Genomic DNA, 15,378 nt, shown 5'->3' with positions numbered 1-15,378 from the left:
GTTCCACAAGAAAAATTAATTTTTGTTTGTTTTGAGAGTAGGAACAGGCAAGATGCCTGTTCCACAAGAAAAATTAATTTTTGTGGAACGGGCATCTTGCCCGTTCTTGAGAATGGTGCAGCAGATGATTTTAAACCGCCGATTCCCATAAATAACGTAGCGAACCCAGATTTGGTATTATAATCAACATCAACGATCGCGCCCCAACAGATATTATAAAATTTATGTGTCTCAAACCCGGAGAGGAACTGGCCGAACGCTACAAAATCATCGATCGATTAGGACAGGGAGGATTTGCCGTAACCTATAAAGCCGAATATCTACAAAACCCCGCAAAGCCCCCGTGCGTGATTAAGGAAATTCCTTTTCCTCAATCAGAAAATCCCCTAGTATTGGAAAGAGCAAGAAACCGATTTCAAAGGGAAGCTAGCGCTTTGCATCTTTTAGGAAAAGACTCGCGCATTCCCGAATTATTCGATCGCTTTGAAGAAAACGGCCATTTTTACTTAGTTCAAGAATACATTCAAGGAACTCCCCTCACTCAAGGACTCACTCAAGGCCAGCAGTGGAACGAAACACAGACGATCGCCTTTTTACGAGAAATTATAGAAATTTTAAGTTTTATTCACAAAGCAAATATTGTTCACCGCGATATCACACCTTCTAACTTAATTCGGCGCACACAAAATCGTAAAATTGTTCTGATTGATTTTGGAGCAGTCAAAGAAATCAGCACCTTGACATCTAACAGTACAGGCGAAATATTGACATCACAGGCGATCGGCACAAATGGTTATATGCCGGCAGAACAATACAATCCGCGGTCTGCCCCGCAACCTTACAATGATATTTATACAGTAGGAATTCTGGCTATTCAAGCTCTTACTGGACAGTCTCCCAGAAATCTGCCACAAGACCCCAATACTTGCGAAATTGTCTGGGATTATTCAACATCAGATCGACGGATGTTACAAATTAGCGATGGTCTAAGAAATATTTTAAATAAAATGGTGCGCTTCCACTTTCAGCAGCGCTACCAATCCGCTACTGAGGTATTGGAAGCCTTGGATTCGCCACCGCCACAACAACCACCGGACTTTATCGAGTTGCCGATCCAATTTGTGAGACAGCACCTGCGCCCGTTGTTGTTCGGATTTACGGGACTTGTCGCTGTATTGGCGATCGTACTTTTAATCCCCAAAATTTCCCCGCTAATTCCCAGATTCGGGCCGCAGCAACCGCTAGCTGCATCCTCCCCCGACGGTGTAAGTTCCGGCGAAAAACTCCTAGTCCAAACCTTCGCCCTGTGGTCAAAACAAAGGGGAATTAATGAATTTGCCGAACCAAATTATCCCGAAGCTTTAAAATTGCTCAAACAGTCCTGGCGAGAAGACCGCAGAGATCCAGAAACTTTAATTTACATCAACAATGCTCTGCTCGAAGCAATCAATGCAGAATATTACACGATCGCAATTGTTGTTCCCATCCGCAGAAATCTAGACGGCAGCATTCAGAACGCCAACTTAGCAGAAGAACTGCTGCGAGGCATTGGTCAAGCTCAAACCGAAGTTAATTTAGGTATCCTCCCTGCCAATGATAGCAATAAAGACTTTCCCGGTCAAGGCTTTCTCGAACCAAAAGCGATTAAAGGAAAAGGTCTCAAAGTCATCATTGCTGATGACGGCAATATCAAATCCTACGCCAAGCAAAGAGCAAATTACCTCGTCGCTCAGCCAGATATTATAGCAGTCATCGGACACTATACCAGCGACATGACCGTAGAAACAGTAGATATTTACAATCGAAATAAACTCGTCGCAATTTCTCCGGGAAGCACAACAGAAGAACTGACCCGAAAACCCCGAAAATATTTCTTTCGGACTGCTCCGACAACTAGCATCGAAGCTGAAGCTTTGGTAAATCAACTATTGAAAGTAGGGCAAAAACGAGCGGCAGTTTTTTACAATCCCAACAGTCCGTTCAGCGCTTCTTTGTGGGAAGAATTTAAACAACAATTTGAAGCCAAAGGAGGAACGACTTTTAGAAGCAGTAACTATTACGATTTATCTAAAAATAATTTTAACGCCGAAGCTGCAATCGAAGAAGTTGAGAAAACCCCAAAAACAGCTTTACTTCTAATTCCCGACGGTCAAGTCACTAATTCCCTGGAAAACGCGATCGAAACGATTAAAGCTAATAACGATCGCAATTGGATTGTCGCCCCCTGGACGCTGTACGAACCGAGAACCCTAGAATTAGCCAAACAACTAAAATCTGTAAAAAAACTCGGCGTATCCGTATTTTGGCATCCGTTAATCAGTTTTGACAAAAAGTTTCCGCTAAACGCTGAAAAATTGTGGGGAGGCCCGGTCAACACTCGATCTGCCTTGACCTACGATGCCGCCAAGACGCTGATTAAAGCCCTAGAAATGCAGCCGGAACCCAGCCGCGAAGGAATGCAAAAAACTTTAGCAGCTCCCAACTTTCAAGCCGAGGGAGCTACGGGTATAATTGAGTTTGACTCAAAGACTGGAAATCGGAAAAACCCTCCTAAAGGAGTGGCGCATATTGTTCCGTGTGCTAGAGAAAAATTTGGCCTGACTTTTGTGCCGATCGAATTTCCGACAGCCGCAGCGGGAGGTTTAAAGTGCGATTGAATTCATATCTTGTGGCATTCTCAACCAACCTATAAGGGGGGGTTTTACCAACCATAATTACCTCAAATCAATCATCTCATAAACCTGTCCCCGTCCCGGGGTAAAATTATAGACCGATCGTCTGGCAAGATGCGGGATTGAATTCATATCTTGTGCCCTTCTCAACCAACCTATAAGGGTGGGTTTTACTAAGCATAATTGCCTCAAGTCGATCGCCTCACAAACCCGCGACCACCTATGGCGATCGCCACAGGTGCAAGATATCCATTTATTAGATATATTAAACAAAGCTAGTTTTTTTTATAATAACGCTTATGACTGTCAATCTCGCTCCCTCCACCGCTTCTAGCCTCAAACCAGAAGCCCAGAACGTTTTGGCGCTCAAACAAGTCTTGCAGACAATAAATACCGATAGCTGTCCGGGTTTCTATAACTTTCACATCCACACAGTTAACTCCGACGGGCGATCGCAAGCAGAGAATGTGATGGAACAAGCCGTAGCCGTCGGTCTCAAAGGCTTAGCTATCACCGACCACCACACCACCAAAGGCTACGATCGAGCTCAAATCTGGCTGGATAATTGGAAATTAAACCATCCCGACAAAATTAGCGCTGCACCGACTCTTTGGACAGGAGCTGAAATTAATGCTGAATTACTCAACAACGACGTACACATTCTCGCTTACGCCTTCGATCCAGAACATCCCAGTCTCGCACCTTACTTGCGAGGGGATAGAGGTACGGCCGGCAGCGCTTATTATCCAGCAGCCAGGGTAATTGAAGCTATTCAGGAAGCAGGAGGTTTAGCAGTTCTCGCACATCCTTGCCGCTATCGATCGACCGCCGATCAACTCATCCCAGAAGCAGCCCGTTTCGGCATTGACGGCGTAGAAACTTACTATGCTTACGCTAATCCCAATCCTTGGAAACCGAGCCACAAACAAACTGCTTTAGTCAAGGATTTAGCAGAAACTTACGGTTTGTTGGGAACTTGCGGCACCGACTCTCACGGCCTGAATTTTTTAGTCCGAATCTAGGAGTTGGGGGAATTGGGAATTGGGAATTGGGAATTGGGAATTGGGAATTGGAAATTGGGGATTGGGAATTGGGAATTGGGAATTGGGAATTGGGAATTGGGGATTGGGAATTGGGAATTGGGGATTGGGAATTGGGAATTGGGGATTGGGAATTGGGAATTGGGAATTGTTGACTGTTGACTGTTGACTGTTAACTGTTAACTGTTGATTGGGGACTGTTAATTAATGACTAATGACTAATGACTAATGACTAATGACTAATGACTAATGACTAATGACTGATGACTAATGACTAATGACTAATGACTGATGACTAACGTTCTGGGAACAACTGACAGGATCTGTTAGTTGGCTGATTTGCCCACTCCAAACGAGAATTGCCAAATCGATCCATCCAACCTTCCAAATAAGCCCGATTAGCCTTTTTTTCCTCTGGATCTGAGGTATTCATCGGATGAGGTGCTAAACCCAAAATAGTCGCCGTCGTCACGCAAAACATCGACTTCTGAAAACTTTGGCAAATTTGCACGCGCACATCGTCTTCGCCGCGACAGCTACTGCGGTAAATTTCTTGCAAATAATCCGGCAGAAAATGCCGCATATCTTGCATCAATTGAGTGGGCGGAATGCCTGCGCCTCCGATCGGCAAAGGGTCAGCAAATAAGGCCCCGTAGCCAAAATCTTTTTGTTCTTCGGGGATTTGATGTGCTTGGGCGTTGTATGAAACTACTCCGAAAAATGCAGTACCTCGAAAGAAAATTGCCTCTACATAAGGCACTGCTACATCTGCTAAAAATGTTAAGTTAGCCGAGGCTGGAATGATATCGTAGTCTCGATCGCCAATCTTGACGCTGTAGGTAATTGGTAGACTGGCGGCACCGACCAAACCTGCTAAGATAAAATCAACTACGTCTGCGATCGACTTAATTTCACCTGCTTCGTAGCGATCGGACAAATTAATAAACAAATCGCTCATTACCCGCCAAAACTGACCCAGCCCGCTGTAATAAGACAGCATCCGTATTTGTTCTGGCAAAAAATTAGGGAAGACTTTGTGCAGTCCCTGCATCAAAAAATTGCCTTTCAGTTTAGCTGCGATCGCCTTTTGTGTCAAACTGCTAAATTCCGGCGAATCCAAATAACTATCCAAACCGCCACCACCGTGCCAAAGCATTGTTCTCATGCAATATTCGGCGTACTCAAAATTTATGCGATCGTGCCACAAATAGCGGATTATTTTTGGCAGCGTCACCTCTCCATTGAAATATTTAAAAAAGGGAAAAAGCACTAAAAATTGTTCTTCAGCGATGTAGTTCAGATTGCGAGAATAGGCATCTAGAACTATACCATAACTCTTGAGAACGCCAATAACTTCTACTAGGTTTTCCTCGGACTCAGGCAGTAGAGCTTTGCCTGATTCCAAGATATCAATGTATGCTGATAGAGGATGGGCAGACGGTTTTAATATGGTACTTGTCATTTGATTTGAATCTTAATTTCAGGAAGTTCGGCAACGGATTTTTTAACGGATGTAACGGATGTAATGGATAGAAGATCGATGTGAAGAAGGAAGCCTATCGATCCAGCCCCGTAGGGACACTCCAAGAGCCTTTCGTCGTGTCAACTTAAGCCTAAAACCCTTGAGAAATCTCGTTTATATCCGAGTCCAGATCCCCCTAAATCCCCCTTAAGAAGGGGAGTAGGGGTTGACTTAAAGAGGCTTCCTGTCCCCCCCTTCTTAAGGGGGGCTAGGGGGGATCTAGATTGAATAGTCTTGCCAGCAATCTCTGGCTAGATTTGACCTGGTTGTTGACACCTATGGGCGAAAGCCTTTGTCCCTACAATGGCTTACCTGAAAAGTGCTGTATCAATTCAAGTTGTGAGCGATCGTTTTAACTTGAGCGGGTACAGCCGATACAATTGCGATCGCAGTTTTCTCGCTCAAGCCAAGTAAAACTCCCGGCTGCACTCCCATGATAGCGATAATTATTGCTAAAACCAGCGAAGGAATGCGATCGCGCCAGCGGACTTGTGGCAAATTCACCACCAAATCGGAAAGGCGGCCGAAAAAGGCGCGGTTGACCATAATTAAAAAGTAAACTGAAGTCAAACCAGTGCCGATCATGCAGAGCAAAGTTTGCACGGGAAACACTGGTAAACTGCCCCGAAAAATCAAGAATTCAGCAATAAATCCCGATAACCCCGGAATGCCGGCACTAGCCATCACGCCGAGGATCATTAAGCTGCCAATCATCGGTAAACCGCGATCGGGATTAAACAAACCTTTGAGCACGTCGATGTTGCGGCTGCCGGATTTTTTGTAAACAATACCGACACTCAAAAATAGCAGCCCCGAAATTAAACCGTGGCTAACCATTTGCAAAACAGTTCCCAACAGACTAATCGGAGTAGCTGCGGCGCTAGCTAACAAAATGTAGCCCATGTGAGCGATCGAACTGTAAGCTACAATTTTTTTCATATCTTTTTGGGCGATCGCGCAACTCGCCCCGTAAAGCACGCTTACCACCGCCCAACTCGCCAACCAAGGCGCAGCCACCGCCCACGCATCCGGGAACAAACCCAAACCAAAGCGCAGCATCCCGTAGGTTCCCAACTTCAACAGCACCCCCGCCAACAGCACAGAAACAGGAGTCGAAGCTTCTACGTGAGCATCCGGCAGCCAAGTATGAAAAGGCACCAAAGGCATCTTAATTCCAAAAGCCAGCAACACCCCAGCCAGTAAAATAATTTGCCTCACCAAAGGTAAAGGCAATCCACCTTGCAAATGCGATGTACCCGCTGCACCAACCATATCGAAACTAGAAGCACCGCTGAGCCAAACAGTTCCCAAGAAAGAAGCCAGCAACACCATGCCAGAAAATGCAGTATAGATTAAAAACTTAGTAGCAGCATAACCCCGGCGCTCGCCGCCCCAAATCGCAATCAACAAGTAAAGCGGAATCAATTCTATCTCAAAAAACAGGAAAAATAGCAGCAAGTTTTGAGATAAAAAAGCCCCGGTTACGCCGCCACTAATTAACAGCATCAAAGAATAATAAAGTCGAGGTCTGCGGATAGACTCATCCGTAGCGTAAATCGCTACCCCTGTCAGCAGAGTATTTAAAATTACCAAAGGTAGAGACAAACCATCAACGCCGAGATTGTAATTCAATCCCAAAGTATCGAGCCAAGGAACAAATTCCGAAAACTGCAACTCACTCGTACCGACATCAAATTGAAATGCCAAAATCACCGACAGAATAAAAGTTACGCCCGCAATAGCGAGCGAAGTATTCCGAACTATTTTAGAACTCACCGCACCGGGCCAGAACCCAATCAGAGCGGCAGCCAACATTGGTATCCAGATTAAAGCACTGAGCATCAATTAAAACTTCCCTTGTTACGCAGCTTTTAGAACTATATTTAACAGTAACGCAAACTAACTGCACAAAGAAGCGATCGGCTGATTTTTTTTGTTAACATAGCTTGAGATGTATTTGGAACCGTCCCATGACCTCAAGTATTACAGAAAGTCTCGCAGACCGGGAAGATTTGCAAATTCGATCGGCAATTCCTTCCACCCGCCTCACAGTTGCCGACTTGGAACAACTGCAAGGTATACTCTCGGAAGCACAGCTAGACTACCAATTAGAACTCGTAGACGGGAAGATTATCATTATGGGCGGATCGGACATTGTATCGAGCGAAATTGGGGCAGAGTTAGTCAGACTTTTACTAAACTGGGTCAAACCGCGCAAACTCGGACGAGTGTTTGAATCTAGCGGCGGGTTTATTCTCCCCAATTCCGATCTGAGAGTTCCCGATGTTTCGTTTGTGACAGCCTCGCGCCTCAAACAAAGTAAAAGGTATTTTGCCGAACTCGTTCCCGACTTAGTTGTAGAAATCAAATCTCAGTCCGATCGCCTCAAACCCCTCCGAGAAAAAATTTTATCATTTATCAAACTCGGAGCAAAAGTAGGAATATTAATCGACCCAGACAAGCGCACAGTAACAATTTACACTCCTACAGCCGAGCCAGTTGTATTGAGAGACGGCGACACGATTTCAATTCCCGAACTTTTGCCCGGTTGGGAAGTGGCGGTGACAGAATTGTGGCCGATAGAATTCGAGTAAACCTAGAAACAAAGCAGACAAACCCGAATAAAATCATCTGCGTTCATCCGCGTTCATCCGCTGATATCTGCGGTTAAAAATTAAACAAAACTAGAGCCAAAGCAGACAAACCCAGAATAAATTCATCTGCCATCACCAGCAGTTTAGAACTGCCAAATAATCAGCGCCAGCAACACAGCAACCCCCCCCGCAATAGTCAACACATAAAACTGCGATTGACCCGTACCGGTGTACTTCAACCCTTCACCGCTTAAAATTGTAGCAAAACCGAACAAATTCACCGCCCCGTCTACCACGTACTTGTCAGTCCAAGCGCTGATTTGAGCAATAGAAGCCACGGCCCAAACTACAGTCAAGCGGTAAACTCGATCGATATAAAAGTCGTAAGCAAACAAATCCTGCAGCACAGGCACCGGCAGCCGCACCGGTCTAGGTAAAACCCCGTACCAATAAATCGCCACCCCAACCGCAACGCCAATCAAGCCAGATAGCATTAAAAGCGGAACTTCCAGAGTCTTCAACAGCAAATTTAAAGTATCAAAATCTCCAGTTTCCGCCCAAGGCCCAGTCCAACTAATTAACAGTTGCCACCGCTGCAACATCCAAGGGACTAACAGCCCGATCGCCGTCAAAGTTACCATCGGTAAAGCCATAGTCCAACCGACTTCTGGAGCTCTGCGAGTTTTCGGCTGCGGTTTTCCCACAAATACTAAACCGAATACGCGAGTTAAATTTAGGGCTGTTAAACAATTAACCAAAAGCAATACAACTACCAACCACAAGGGCACTGTCCAAAAACCGTTGAGCCAGCGCCGCATCGCCCAAAAGTTACCCATTGGTAATAGCGCTACCATCCCTGAAGCGCCTACTAAATAAGCCATTGTCGTGGCAGGCATCTTTGACCACAACCCACCCATTTCTGTTAAATCTTGAGTGTTGGTTGTCAGAATCACTGACCCTACGCTCATGAATAATAGTCCTTTGGCGATCGAGTGCGTGAACAGCAGCAGCAAAGCAATGTCAACTTCATTGAGCCCCACCGCGATAAACACTAAACCCAAAGAAGCGCTGGTAGAATGCGATAATGCTCTTTTGATGTCGATTTGGGCGATCGCCACCAAGGAAGCACCAACCGCCGTCACCGCACCCAAAACCACCAACACCACACCAGTTATCGGCGACAGCGCTAAAACAGGCTGAAGTTTAATCAAAATATAAGCGCCAGCACCTACAACAACCGTATTCCGCATAATCGAAGCCGGGTTGGGCCCTTCCATCGCCTCGTCAAGCCACAAATGGAACGGAAATTGAGCGCACTTGGCTGTAGGTGCAGCAATTAAAGCCAAACCTAAAAGAGTCGCTACCAAAGGAGACAAAGTTGCAGTTTCCGCCCATGTTTCTAAATCGGAAAAATTCAAACTTCCCGCTAAAGTAGAAAGCGTCACTACTCCCATCAGCAGCGGTACGTCTCCTACACGCTTTGTTAAAAACGCATCTCTAGCGGCCGTTACTACTAGCGGTTGAGCGTACCAAAACCCTACTAGCAAATAAGTTGAAAGTGTCAGCAGTTCCAACAAACCGTAAGTTAGCAGCAGCGAGTCGCTAATGGCAATGCCGCTAATTGCTCCTTCAAAAAAACCCAGCAGCCCAAAAAATCGAGCTAGCGCCCAGTCTTTTTCCATGTAGCCGAGAGCGTAAATTTGTGCTAGCAAACTCAGAACTGTAACTAGCTCCATTGCTCCGACGCTGATCGCGGAGATTTCTATGGCAAAAGACAAATCTAGATCTGCTGCTTGCACCCAGTGTACGAGCAACTGTTGGGGCGGTCGATCCCAGGTTGCTCTAAAAATTACTGACCCGTGGATGAAAGCCAATACAGTCATCAACAAATTGAAGTAAGCTGCGGGTCTCGGCCCTGTTTTGCGAACTGTTCCCGTAGACCACGGCAAAGTTAAAATTGCTCCAATTAAGCCATACAAAGGAACCCACCAACAGGCTTGGAGGAGAAATTCAGTCATTTAATTTATTCCTTAAACTTCACATTACTGGCTGCCTCGATCCAAAAGCAGTTCCAGGCGATCGCGCGGCACCCTAAAACTTTGACTAAACTCGATCGTATAGTTCTGGCAAAATAATTTTTACCTAAAATTAACTATACATTAAACTATCAAAAATGATAATTATCTGAATACAAATTTACTGTTTTTTCAGAATTGGCAATCAAAGAAAAAAGCCTGCAGATTGGTTGAGACTGCCTTTTTTGCCTGTTTGCTCGCGATCCCCTCTTTGGAAATTCCCAAATTGCCCAACATCGATCGACCCAGCCTTCACCTACCGAACTCTACTTTACAGGTATTTTTACTCACTCGACTCCCGATCGCCACCGACATCTACTCCTCTGAATATTAAGATTATTAAATAAATATTAATTTTTTTTAAGTATCATAAAAATTTTTAATTTTTGTTATTAAACATTATGATGTTAGATTATATTGTCAAGGTGGACAGGTTCCCCTATTCTGTAAGGATAGGAAGCTTTACACTGCATTCCTGAATAATGTGGCCCCCCCCGTCCAAATTTTTAGATTTATCAAAGATTTGTAACGGTAAATCCGCTCATGCTTAAATTGGAGATTCAAAAATGTCAATAGCCGTGGGAATGATTGAGACAAAAGGTTTTCCCGCCGTTGTGGAAGCTGCCGATGCTATGGTTAAAGCTGCTCGCGTTACCCTCGTGGGCTATGAAAAAATCGGCAGCGCCCGCGTCACCGTAATTGTGCGCGGCAACGTGTCGGAAGTCCAAGCCTCAGTCGCAGCCGGAGTGGAATCCGTCAAGCGGGTGAACGGCGGAGAAGTCGTCTCTACCCACATCATCGCTCGCCCCCACGAAAACCTAGAATACGTTCTACCAATTCGTTATACAGAAGCAGTAGAACAGTTCCGAGGCTACTAAGTTCGACGCGCACGGAAATTTGGTTTGACCAAAAGTTGGACGAAAATCAGCGCGGCCGTCAAAAATTAACAGTTTAGTTCGCCAAATATTCAATCAGGAGTAAAACCAATGGCAATTGCAGTTGGCATGATCGAAACCCTAGGCTTCCCCGCAGTCGTGGAAGCAGCAGACGCAATGGTCAAAGCAGCCCGCGTCACCTTGGTAGGGTACGAAAAAATCGGTAGCGCTCGCGTTACAGTCATTGTAAGAGGAGATGTCTCGGAAGTGCAAGCTTCCGTCGCCGCTGGAGTAGAGTCGGTGAAGCGCGTTAACGGCGGACAAGTGATGTCCACCCACATTATCGCCCGCCCTCACGAAAACTTGGAGTACGTGCTACCCATTCGCTATACCGAAGCTGTAGAACAGTTCCGCGAAGGCGTCAGCGGCATTCGCCCCCTCAACAGATCTTAAGACGGGCGATCGGCTGTTAGGGGCGTTTGGGAATTAAAAATTAAAAATTAAAAATTAAAAAGCGCGAAGTTTTTGATTTAGCATTTTTAATTTTTAATTGATGCGGGCATGGGATATTGGTTGTTAGCGATCGGTCATCAGTCATTAGTCACGAGTCATTAGTTACTAGACGAAAAACTCTATTAAGCAGACATCGGACTGAGGAAAGCTAATTTAAAAAAGACAAGTGACAGCGTAAAAATGACAGTTACCAATTACCAATTACCAATTACCTAAAATGCAAATGGCCAAAGTTCTCGGCACAGTTGTCAGTACCCAAAAAGAGCCGACGCTGAGAGGATCGAAATTTCTACTGCTGCAATTCATCAATGAAGAAGGTTCGCCACTTCCCGGATATGAGGTAGCCGCTGACTGTGTGGGCGCTGGTATCGATGAATGGGTTTTAGTGACCAAAGGCAGCGCAGCCCGGATCGCGCCCGGAAGCGAAAACCGTCCGATCGATGCTCTGGTAGTAGGCATTATAGATACTGTCAATGTAGAAAACCGCCTCATTTACAGTAAAAAAGACGACCCGTACCGCTAGTTGGCAGTTGACAGTTGGCAGTTGACAGTTGACAGTTGGCAGTTGGCAGTTGACAGTTGGCAGTTGGCAGTGAACAGTGAACAGTTGACAGTGAACAGTGAACAGTGAACAGCTAACAACTAACAACTAACAACTAACAACTAACAACTAACAACTAACAACTAACAACTAACAACTAACAACTAACAAAAAAATTTTTCAGCTTAGGAGAACTTAATTTATGGCAGTCCGCAACGTTGCGGCTCCCCCGACGCCTTGGTCGAAAAACTTGGCTGAGCCCAAAATTCACGATACCGCCTACGTACATTCCTTTTCTAACATTATTGGGGATGTGCATATCGGTTCTAATGTGATGATTGCCCCCGGAACATCTATCCGCGCCGATGAAGGCACTCCTTTTTATATCGGAGAAGGAAGCAACATTCAAGACGGAGTAGTGATTCACGGCCTAGAACAAGGCCGAGTCAAAGGAGACGACGACAAATCTTATTCTGTGTGGGTGGGGAAAAATACTTCCCTCACCCACATGAGTTTAATTCACGGCCCTGCCTACGTGGGCGACGACTGCTTTATCGGTTTTCGCTCTACGGTGTTCAATGCCAGAGTGGGCGACGGCTGCATTGTGATGATGCACGTATTGATTCAAGATGTGGAGATTCCCGCGGGTAAGTACATACCTTCGGGAGCCGTCATTACCAATCAGCAGCAAGCCGATCGCTTGCCAGATGTTCTAGATTCAGATGTAAAATTTGCGACCCACGTCATCGGCATCAACGACGCTCTGAGAACGGGTTATCGCTGCGCTGACAACATTGCCTGTCTAGCACCAATTCGCAACGAGCAAGCTAAAAACTCAAATATCACTCCAATGAATTATTCTACCCACACCGGCACGCAATTGAGTTCAACTCTTGCCGATAGCATCCGCAATTTACTAGCCCAAGGATACAGCGTGGGAGCCGAACACGCCGACGCGCGACACTTCCGTACTGGTTCTTGGCGCACTTGCGGCCCGATTTCCTCAACCCGCGATTCAGAAGTCATGGCGGCTTTGTCAGCTTGCATGACCCAGCATCAAGGAGAATACGTCCGCTTGATCGGGATTGACACCAAAGCCAAGCGCCGCGTACTGGAAGAAATCATCCAAAGACCGGGAGAAAACGGCTCTAACGGTTCTAACGGAACTCAAACTTACAAATCTAACGGTAAGGTTGCACAAGCTTCTCACTACAATCCCAGTTATGTGTCCAGCGGCAAATTGAGCGCGGAAACAGTGGCGACTGTTCGCGGCTTGCTAAGTCAAGGTTACAAGGTGGGGACGGAACACGCCGACGCGCGCCGCTTCCGTACCAGTTCTTGGCAAAGCGGGGCTTCGCTGCAAACGAGAAATGAATCTGAGGCGATCGCCGCTTTAGAATCTGTGATGAACCAGTACCCAGGCGAATACGTGCGTTTGATCGGGATTGACCCGAAAGCTAAGCGCCGCGTGGTTGAAGAAATTATTCAGCGTCCCGACGGCCCGGTGGGTCAATCGGCCAAGCCGGCTGCAACATCGGGATACAAACCACCAGCAGGGAAAGGTAAAGAAGCTTACACAGGTGCGGTCGCCAGCAGCGGGATCTTGACCGGCAAGACGATCGAGCAAATCCGCAACCTGCTCTCCCAAGGCTACAAAATTGGCACGGAACACGCCGACGCGCGCCGTTTCCGCACCGGTTCTTGGAGCAGTTGCGCGCCGATCGCCTCCCACCGCGAGTCCGAAGTAATTTCTGCTCTCGAAAGCTGTCTCCAAGAACACAGCGGCGAGTACGTCCGCTTGCTCGGTATCGACTCCAAGGCCAAGCGCCGCATACTCGAAGAAATTATCCAGCGCCCTTAATTTGCCTGGTAATTAGCTTGTTTCTCCCGTTAACTGCTCGCGTTGGGCTAATGGGAGAACCAGCCCTGGAATTCAAGTTGAATTTTAGATAGTTAGAAGCCTCGATTGAGAATTTTTGGGCAAAATTTAAGATTTTCTCAAAGTTTATAGAAAGTCTTAAAGCCGGAACAAAACTTAGGCAAAAAAGGTTTAATGCGTTACTTACATCGGTAAGGTACGCAAGGCTCAGCCTGCGTAATTAGGTTTAGATTCAGTCTCGATCGAGCTTTTCACTATTAGTAAATTATCGTTTATTGGATGGATGCGGTTAAATTTTCTTTCGTCAATAAAACCCATAAATTAAAGTCCTTTTATCTAAAAAAATAGCTCATTTCAGGAAAAAGTTGAATGTATTTATCGCCACTGCAATTAAGTAGCAACTCTCAGATTTTTATGAGTGGCGATGTAGTTGTGAATGAGAGTGCGGCGATCGCCCCAGGAGTCATCCTGCAAGCAGATCCGGGAAGTCGGATCTCGATCGCCGCCGGTGCGTGTATCGGTATGGGAGCTATCCTTCACGCCCGTGAAGGCGATCTGGACATCGGGGCGGGCGCGATTCTGGGTGCAGGGGTGCTGGTAGTAGGTGCGGGGACGATCGGCGAAAATGCCTGTATAGGCGCGGCGACAACCCTGATTAATCCTTCGATCGACAAACTGCAAATTTTGCCAGCCGGTTCTCTGATCGGAGATACCAGCCGCCAAGTACCAGCAGAAGTAACCGCACAAGCAGAAGCAGAAGCAGAAGCAGCCCCGGAACCGGAACCGGAACCTCCCTCCGTTAGTACGCCAGCAGTCGATCGACCGATCGAGCCGCCAGCAGCAGATCCCCCCACACCGCCTCAAACTGCGCCGGAGACTGCCGCAGAGCCGCCGCCAGACACCGCCGAGCCGCAGCCCCAACCAGCAGAGACCCCAACTATTCTGTACGGCCAAGCTCACATCAATCGGCTGTTGGGGACGCTGTTTCCGCACCGGCAAGCTTTTAATCGATCGGACGAAAACGGTCAAACTCTCTCTGGCGGTTCCGGGTAGCGGTAAGTCGATTTGAGATTTGAGATTTATTTCGCAGATCGATCTGAGACATTGAAATTTTGTCTAAATTTTGGGCTTGACCCTCAAAACTGTCAAGGGCTTGTATTGACAATGTTGGGGCGTGGTAATTTATGCAAAAGCCAGCTATGCTGAAGGCAGAATCAAAAAATATAAATAGGTAATCTTATATTATTGGTAGCTCAGCAATTTTTAAGGCTTTGCAGCAGAAATCTGTGTCTTGCAGCCCGTGCAGTCTGTCTTGTCATCTGAGAAACTACAATTATCCACAAATTTTAATTTTGAGAAGTTTCTAAAGGTAATTGAAGATGGACGGACAAATAGATCGTAAAATAGACCCCGATCGCTCGCAGCGCCAGGAATATTTCAAAGACACTGCTTTGGGCTTGGTATCTACCAAAAGTTTTCCGGCAATCGTCGGGACTGCTGACATGATGCTGAAGTCGGCGGGGGTGATTTTAGTAGGATACGAAAAAATAGGTTCCGGTCACTGTACGGCGATCGTCCGGGGGCGAATTTCCGACGTGCGTTTGGCTGTGGAAGCAGGAGCTCAGACGGCCGAACAGTTCGGACAGTTTGTTTCTAAATTGGTGATT

At 46.4% G+C, this 15,378-nt stretch carries 15 protein-coding genes; 12 read left to right on the top strand and 3 right to left on the bottom strand.

Features of this window, described 5'->3' with window-relative positions:
* The 4 genes from WBA89_RS14025 to WBA89_RS14010 all read left to right on the top strand — a co-directional run.
* The coding region (locus WBA89_RS14025; protein WP_424407347.1) for a hypothetical protein at window positions 1-183 on the top strand (183 nt) is incomplete at its 5' end.
* 41 nt (window positions 184-224) lie between these two features.
* Window positions 225-2,657, top strand: a complete 2,433-nt coding sequence (locus WBA89_RS14020) for a protein kinase domain-containing protein (RefSeq protein ID WP_424407345.1) — start codon at window positions 225-227, stop codon at window positions 2,655-2,657.
* A gap of 314 nt (window positions 2,658-2,971) precedes the next feature.
* Window positions 2,972-3,694 carry a PHP domain-containing protein gene (locus WBA89_RS14015; protein WP_424407343.1) on the top strand — a complete coding sequence of 241 codons (723 nt, stop codon included), beginning with the start codon at window positions 2,972-2,974 and terminating at the stop codon, window positions 3,692-3,694.
* Between the two features lie 19 nt (window positions 3,695-3,713).
* Window positions 3,714-3,881, top strand: coding sequence for a hypothetical protein (locus WBA89_RS14010; protein ID WP_424407341.1), 168 nt, complete (start codon window positions 3,714-3,716; stop codon window positions 3,879-3,881).
* A gap of 126 nt (window positions 3,882-4,007) precedes the next feature.
* Here WBA89_RS14010 and WBA89_RS14005 read toward each other — a convergent pair whose 3' ends face one another.
* Together WBA89_RS14005 and WBA89_RS14000 are read right to left on the bottom strand one after the other, a co-directional pair.
* Window positions 4,008-5,174, bottom strand: coding sequence for a CO2 hydration protein (locus tag WBA89_RS14005; RefSeq protein ID WP_424407339.1), 1,167 nt, complete (start codon window positions 5,172-5,174; stop codon window positions 4,008-4,010).
* Window positions 5,175-5,561: 387 nt separating this feature from the next.
* Window positions 5,562-7,076 (bottom strand): NADH-quinone oxidoreductase subunit M, encoded by a 1,515-nt coding sequence (locus WBA89_RS14000; protein ID WP_424407337.1) that lies wholly within the window; start codon window positions 7,074-7,076, stop codon window positions 5,562-5,564.
* Window positions 7,077-7,216: 140 nt separating this feature from the next.
* Between WBA89_RS14000 and WBA89_RS13995 the strand changes: the two genes are divergently transcribed.
* Window positions 7,217-7,828, top strand: a complete 612-nt coding sequence (locus WBA89_RS13995) for a Uma2 family endonuclease (protein ID WP_424407349.1) — start codon at window positions 7,217-7,219, stop codon at window positions 7,826-7,828.
* A 143-nt stretch (window positions 7,829-7,971) separates the two neighbouring features.
* On the opposite strand, the gene WBA89_RS13990 is transcribed toward WBA89_RS13995, so the two are convergent.
* Entirely contained in the window at window positions 7,972-9,846 is a 1,875-nt protein-coding gene (locus tag WBA89_RS13990; RefSeq protein ID WP_424407335.1) for an NAD(P)H-quinone oxidoreductase subunit F, read from the bottom strand.
* Window positions 9,847-10,114: 268 nt separating this feature from the next.
* Here WBA89_RS13990 and WBA89_RS13985 point away from each other — a divergent pair, with 268 nt between their 5' ends.
* The 7 genes from WBA89_RS13985 to WBA89_RS13955 form a co-directional block, all read left to right on the top strand.
* Complete coding sequence (locus WBA89_RS13985) at window positions 10,115-10,237, top strand: hypothetical protein (RefSeq protein ID WP_424407333.1); 123 nt, start codon at window positions 10,115-10,117, stop codon at window positions 10,235-10,237.
* 232 nt (window positions 10,238-10,469) lie between these two features.
* Window positions 10,470-10,781 (top strand): carbon dioxide-concentrating mechanism protein CcmK, encoded by a 312-nt coding sequence (locus tag WBA89_RS13980; protein ID WP_006635059.1) that lies wholly within the window; start codon window positions 10,470-10,472, stop codon window positions 10,779-10,781.
* Between the two features lie 108 nt (window positions 10,782-10,889).
* Window positions 10,890-11,231, top strand: coding sequence for a carbon dioxide-concentrating mechanism protein CcmK (locus WBA89_RS13975; RefSeq protein WP_006635058.1), 342 nt, complete (start codon window positions 10,890-10,892; stop codon window positions 11,229-11,231).
* 277 nt (window positions 11,232-11,508) lie between these two features.
* Window positions 11,509-11,814: a EutN/CcmL family microcompartment protein gene (locus tag WBA89_RS13970; RefSeq protein WP_424407330.1), complete on the top strand. Its 306-nt coding sequence runs from the start codon at window positions 11,509-11,511 to the stop codon at window positions 11,812-11,814.
* A gap of 220 nt (window positions 11,815-12,034) precedes the next feature.
* Window positions 12,035-13,693 carry a ribulose bisphosphate carboxylase small subunit gene (locus WBA89_RS13965; RefSeq protein WP_424407328.1) on the top strand — a complete coding sequence of 553 codons (1,659 nt, stop codon included), beginning with the start codon at window positions 12,035-12,037 and terminating at the stop codon, window positions 13,691-13,693.
* 387 nt (window positions 13,694-14,080) lie between these two features.
* Window positions 14,081-14,764, top strand: a complete 684-nt coding sequence (locus WBA89_RS13960; RefSeq protein WP_424407326.1) for a carbon dioxide concentrating mechanism protein — start codon at window positions 14,081-14,083, stop codon at window positions 14,762-14,764.
* 326 nt (window positions 14,765-15,090) lie between these two features.
* On the top strand, window positions 15,091-15,378 hold a 288-nt coding region (locus tag WBA89_RS13955; protein WP_424407324.1), incomplete at its 3' end, for a BMC domain-containing protein.

Source organism: Microcoleus sp., assembly GCF_049646505.1.
GTDB lineage: Bacteria > Cyanobacteriota > Cyanobacteriia > Cyanobacteriales > Microcoleaceae > Microcoleus.
This window is presented reverse-complemented; position numbering and strand designations above follow the sequence as displayed.

Excerpts from the sequence above, each read along its gene's own strand:
- WBA89_RS14020 (WP_424407345.1), top strand. The coding sequence starts at position 225 with ATGTGTCTCAAACCCGGAGAGGAACTGGCCGAACGCTACAAAATCATC.
- WBA89_RS14015 (WP_424407343.1), top strand. The coding sequence starts at position 2,972 with ATGACTGTCAATCTCGCTCCCTCCACCGCTTCTAGCCTCAAACCAGAA.
- WBA89_RS14005 (WP_424407339.1), bottom strand. The coding sequence starts at position 5,174 with ATGACAAGTACCATATTAAAACCGTCTGCCCATCCTCTATCAGCATAC.
- WBA89_RS14000 (WP_424407337.1), bottom strand. The coding sequence starts at position 7,076 with ATGCTCAGTGCTTTAATCTGGATACCAATGTTGGCTGCCGCTCTGATT.
- WBA89_RS13990 (WP_424407335.1), bottom strand. The coding sequence starts at position 9,846 with ATGACTGAATTTCTCCTCCAAGCCTGTTGGTGGGTTCCTTTGTATGGC.
- WBA89_RS13980 (WP_006635059.1), top strand. The coding sequence starts at position 10,470 with ATGTCAATAGCCGTGGGAATGATTGAGACAAAAGGTTTTCCCGCCGTT.
- WBA89_RS13975 (WP_006635058.1), top strand. The coding sequence starts at position 10,890 with ATGGCAATTGCAGTTGGCATGATCGAAACCCTAGGCTTCCCCGCAGTC.
- WBA89_RS13970 (WP_424407330.1), top strand. The coding sequence starts at position 11,509 with ATGCAAATGGCCAAAGTTCTCGGCACAGTTGTCAGTACCCAAAAAGAG.
- WBA89_RS13965 (WP_424407328.1), top strand. The coding sequence starts at position 12,035 with ATGGCAGTCCGCAACGTTGCGGCTCCCCCGACGCCTTGGTCGAAAAAC.
- WBA89_RS13960 (WP_424407326.1), top strand. The coding sequence starts at position 14,081 with ATGTATTTATCGCCACTGCAATTAAGTAGCAACTCTCAGATTTTTATG.